This is a genomic window from uncultured Cardiobacterium sp. (genome assembly GCF_938028185.1).
In the GTDB taxonomy this organism is placed as follows: Bacteria; Pseudomonadota; Gammaproteobacteria; order Cardiobacteriales; family Cardiobacteriaceae; genus Cardiobacterium.
Genome location: NZ_CALJAH010000113.1, coordinates 1 through 2609, shown reverse-complemented (window position 1 = coordinate 2609; position 2609 = coordinate 1). Strand labels below are relative to the sequence as shown.

The following is a 2609-nucleotide window of genomic DNA, read 5'->3' as shown; positions in this document are numbered from 1 at the left end:
GATAAAGCTCAAACAGTTGGTCTTGAGCAGGGTGTCGCCGGCGACCAGGGTGCGGTCGAGCAGGGTTTCGTAATCGGGAGCGGAGATATAAGCACCCACCTGGGTGTAGAAGATGCGCTGGCCGTTGCGCAGGCATTCCAGTTTGGCGGTATCGGCCTGCTCCAGGGTGTATTCCGCTTCGCTGGAGGTGCTGATTTGCGCGGTCGCCTTGATGGCATCGATGCGCCCGTCCAGCATCACTTTCGGCTGTGGCGCGATGGTCCACACCATCATCGTCCCCGGCGGCATCTGCTCCCACGGCGAGGCGTCGCCTTCGCGGCCAATGCTGAGGCAGCCGTCTTCCGGCACCGCCTCCAGTCCGTGGGTGGTGAGGTAGCGCAGGTAGCGGTCGCCGAATTTCCAGATGCCGCGCTCCCCGGCATCCTCGCTCTTGCAGTATTCCGGCTGGATGGCAAAGCATTCCTGCCCCAGGTCGAAGTTGGCCAGTTGTTGTTTGTCGTCGTAGATGGCGCGGCTGGTGACTTTGTCATGTCCGGCGGCAAAGTAGGGAGCAAGCCAGCGGATAAGGCCGTAACCGTCCAGCGGTTTTGCCTGGATGCGCATTCCGTTCAGGGCGCCGAGGAAGGCACCGACGTCATCAAGCAGTTTTTTCGCAGGAGTTTTGCGTTGCCGCTTCCAGTACGCCTCGCTCTCCAGGCGGTAGATGCAGACGTAGATTTTCTGCGTGGCGACGCGCCAGCCCTTTTCCTGGGCGACGCGCGTGTCCTGGAATGCCCCCAGCTCGTGCGTCAGCAGGTCACTGTGCTCGCGCAGGAGGCGCACCACATCCAGCGACAATTTGTCCTCGCGCAGATGCTGCGGCAGGCAGGCGTGGAGGTGGTCGCCGAGGTTGTCGATGTCGGCGTTTTGCAGGTAAATCTGCACGATGTAGGGGTTGTCCGGATTGTCCTTTTCCTGCGGCAGTTGCGACAGCGCCTTTGCCAGTACGTCATTGAAGGCGGCGAGCGTCTCCTCCGGCTTGGCATCCATGTCGGCCGGGGTGCATTCCCATACCGCGCCGACGTTGATGCCATCGACCATCGTGAACACCCCGTTTTGCCTGTCGTAGCCTTCCACCGGGAAGTAGTCGGCAAAGCTGGTCTCTGCCTTGAACAGGTCGCGGTAGTCTTCTTCAAACAGCGGGATGGGGCCGACCAGCGGCGCAATGCCGGTCGCGCGGAGGAAGAAATTTTTCAGGGGGTGCATCCGCGCCGTGCCGCTCATCGCGCCCATCCTTCGGCGGCACCTTCGCGCATCAGCGCGTTGTGATTGACCCGGTAGAGGCGGAACGAGGTGAAGTAGCCCGGTACCGCCATGCCGGTGCTGTTGTAGTGGGCATAGACGTAGCCGAGGATTTTCGGGTTGGGAACTTCCTTGAAGTCCTGGTTGAGCTCGTCAAAGTGGCTGCCGGTAACGGCGCTCATCGCCGTCCGGCTGCCGACCGTGCTGACGGGTTCGCCCGCGACCGGATAGCCTCCATCCGGGATACGGCTGCCGCCGTCTTCACGGCTCTCGCGGTAGTTGCCCTGCCAGATTTCTTTGGTGGTCGGCCCTTCGTCGGGCAACAGTGTCGGCCCCTTGCTGCACGCGGCCAGTGTCAGCATCAGGGCAAGCAGGAGGGGGCGGGTGCAGGGTTCAGTCGTCATGGCGGGCTCCGTTGGCGGAATGACGCAGGTAGGACACCTTGCGCGCCTGGGTGTCGTAGTCGATGTCCACCTGCTGTTCGAGGATGATTTGTACCTTGTGCGCCTGCGGTACATAAACGACGTCAAAGGCGTCCATCGCCCGCTCGCGCACGTAGGCGGCAATCTCGGCGGCGGTACTGCCGACGCCCTGTGAGGCGGCGTACTGGTAGGTGTTGCCGCTGATGTAGGTGTCGCGGAAGCCGTTGGCATCGGTGGTGCGGCGCATTTGCGCGTTGCCGTAGGCACCGGCCAGCCCTTCAAGGAAGGCGGCGGTGGCGCGTGAGGTCAGGTACTCGCTGCCGTTGTTGATGTAGGTACCACGGATGCACGGCTTGCCCCAGGGGTCGGCGAGATAACCGAGACCGCCGTTACTGTCGCGGCTCGCACCGTCGCCGACGGTGTGAATGCGGCCGTCCCTGAAGATGAAGGTCAGCACCTGAATCGCGCCACGCACGCATTCCTGCTCGCGGTTGCCAACCACGGTACCGGCGGCGATGACCTTGACCACGCCGGGAATGCGGTGGCCATTGGCGGCGAGGTTGTCCGCGCCCAGCTCAACCTGGAACTTGAACGGGTCATGCACGTTGCCGCCGACCGGCACCCGCCCCACCATCGGTGTCAGCGTCACCGCGCCGGTGAGCATGGTCGTCACCGGCAGGGTATAAACCGGCCAGCGCGTCGGCTGCTGCTGCGGCTGGGCGGGCGCCGGATTCTGTCCGTTGCCGTTCGGGTTGCCGTTGAAGACGTTGCCGCCCCGGTTGATCATCCCGGTGAGGTTGTTCTGACCGCCAGCCGCGACTGCACCGTAGGGCTGGAAATGGACGCGGCCATCGGCATCCGGCAACGGCGCCGGCGGGTGACTGCCGTCCGCCACGCCGGGCCGCA

Annotated in this window: 2 protein-coding genes and 1 pseudogene; all 3 read right to left on the bottom strand. The window is 63.9% G+C overall.

What is annotated here, in order from left to right:
• A partial coding sequence (locus Q0349_RS03560) for a TraC family protein (protein ID WP_298079502.1) occupies positions 1-1245 on the bottom strand: 1245 nt, incomplete at its 3' end.
• A 14-nt stretch (positions 1246-1259) separates the two neighbouring features.
• Positions 1260-1685 (bottom strand): hypothetical protein, encoded by a 426-nt coding sequence (locus Q0349_RS03555; RefSeq protein ID WP_298079501.1) that lies wholly within the window; start codon positions 1683-1685, stop codon positions 1260-1262.
• Positions 1675-2609 (bottom strand): annotated as a pseudogene (locus Q0349_RS03550) (TrbI/VirB10 family protein); the annotation flags it as partial. The gene Q0349_RS03555 and the pseudogene Q0349_RS03550, both read right to left, overlap by 11 nt.